General features: G+C 61.4%; 2 protein-coding genes. Both read right to left on the minus strand.

Going from position 1 to position 2,044, the window contains the following annotated elements; genetic code table 11:
* On the minus strand, positions 1–633 hold a 633-nt coding region (locus AC1DWI_RS20955; RefSeq protein WP_477725659.1), incomplete at its 3' end, for an Ig-like domain-containing protein.
* Positions 634–668: 35 nt separating this feature from the next.
* On the minus strand, positions 669–2,044 hold a 1,376-nt coding region (locus AC1DWI_RS20960), incomplete at its 5' end, for a LamG domain-containing protein (protein WP_477725660.1).

Raw genomic sequence — 2,044 nt, forward strand, 5'->3', positions numbered from 1 at the left:
GGTCTGCGCTGTGACATCGCCCAGGCCGTTGGGGCTGTAAGTGGTGGCGAGGTTGCGGGGGTCGGTGACCTGGGTCAGGTTGTCATTGGCGTTGTAGGCGAAGCCGGTGGTGGTCGGCGTCGCACTTCCGGTGTTGGCGGGCTGCTGGGTCTGGATGGGGCGGCCCAGGCTGTCGTAGTAGGTGTAGCTGGCAAGACCATTGGGATCGACCACGGTGGTGGGCCTGCCCATGGCGTCGTAGCCGTATTGCCAGGTCAGGGTGCCGCTGTTGATGGCGACGGTGATGGAGCCAGATGTGGAAGGGTCGTTGTTGGTATCGCCTGCGTAGTCGGCGCTTAAGGCATGGCTGCCCAGGGCTAGGGCGTTGGTGGCAAGCGTTGCCACGCCGCCTGTCACGGCGCCGCTGCCCAGAGTGGTTCCACCATCCTTGAAGGTGACGTTGCCGGTGGGACTGGCGCCTGTGACGATGGCGGTCAAGGTGATGTTCTGGCCGACCGGCGCAGTCCCTGCGCTGCTTGAAAGCGCTGTGGTCGTGGGGGTGGCGGCCAGCGCCAGGACCGGAGCCAGGGCGATGAGCAGTGCCAGGCGGCTGAGCCAGGTGGTGACGGCTCTGGTGGAACTAGGGCTGCKCATGCGACCTCCTGYTKGGGTGATGGTTGTTGTGGTGTTCAATTGCTCGCTCCCGTGASTTGYTGGACCCGGTTCAAGGCGTCATACACCCGGGTRATGTTTCTTTGCAGRTTGCCCKRKGGGTCYTTGACCTGYTCGCCKGTCTTGTTGCCCATRGCGTCCAGGGTGTAGSTGAYGGTGTTGCCTTTGGCGTCCGTCACACCCGTCAGGCGCTGTGCGGCGTCGTAGCTGTAGCTCATGGTGCTGTTGTCGGGCAGCGTGACGCCTGTCAGCTGGCCGGCGTTGTCGTAGGTGTAGCTGGTGGTGCGGGCTGCTCCGCCCGGCGGGGTGACTGTCACGCTGCTGACCCAGCCTCGAGGCGTGTAGCTCATGTCTGTGACGATGCCTTTGGGGTCGACCATCTGTCGCACACGCCCTGCCCTGTCGTACAGCGTGAACTGGGTCACGTGGCCTGCTGCATTGGTGATCGACTGGAGATCGCCTGCTGTGTGGCCTACCGCATTTGGGTCAATGGTGATGGGTCCGCTATTGGGGAAGGCCTGTGCCGGTGGTGTGAAGTTGGTGGTGTACCGCGCAAATCCCTTGGTGATCCGCAAATCAGAGAGGTACCCATTCCAGCCACCAGCGCCGATCGAGTCGGCACCGATGGCAACATTGCGTGAAGAAGTATTCAGGCTGACGGAAAGAGCCGCAGAGCCAACACTCACGCCGTTGACGTAGAGGGTCACCAGGTTGCCATTGCGCACTGCGGCCAGATGGTTCCAGGTGTTCAGGGGTAGCGCATTGGGCGCATTGATAACTGCAACCAGTGAGCTACCAGCGAAGAACGCTGCCTGGGGGTAACCTCCAATAGTGAGCAATCCAAAGCTGGCGTTTCCATTCACACCCAGTTGGTACTGGCCCACGATGCTTTGAATTCCCGACGCATAGCCCGTGGTGTTGTTTGCTTGATAGACCCAGCTTTCAACGGTGAAGTTTCCCGCGTCAAACTGGAAGGATCCTGCGGCGGGTGTCGAGATATAGGAGCTTGCGCCGTCAAAGTAAATTGAACTACTGCCAAATTTGCTTTGGGCCGTGCTGATCTGCGCATTACCCGACACTGTCAAGGGTCTGGGTGACAGACTGCTGTCCACGATGGGCGAGCCGGCCGCACCAGTGCCGTTGAGCAGCAAGCTGACGCGGTTCCACTCGGGGTCTCCATTGGACACAGCTCCGCTGAAGCTGTTACTGCCATAGTAGGCGTAGGTCTGGCGGACGGCGCCGTTGACGCTCTGGGTCGCCACCAAGCCTTGTGCACTTCCACTGGGGACGTAGGTCCAGCTGGCGGTCCGTGCCACATTGGTAGCGGTATCTGTGACGGTCTGGCTCAGCTGGTTGCCCTGGGTGTCGTAGGTATACGTGGTCGTCCTTCCCG

Source organism: Polaromonas sp. P3_C2 (assembly GCF_056402675.1).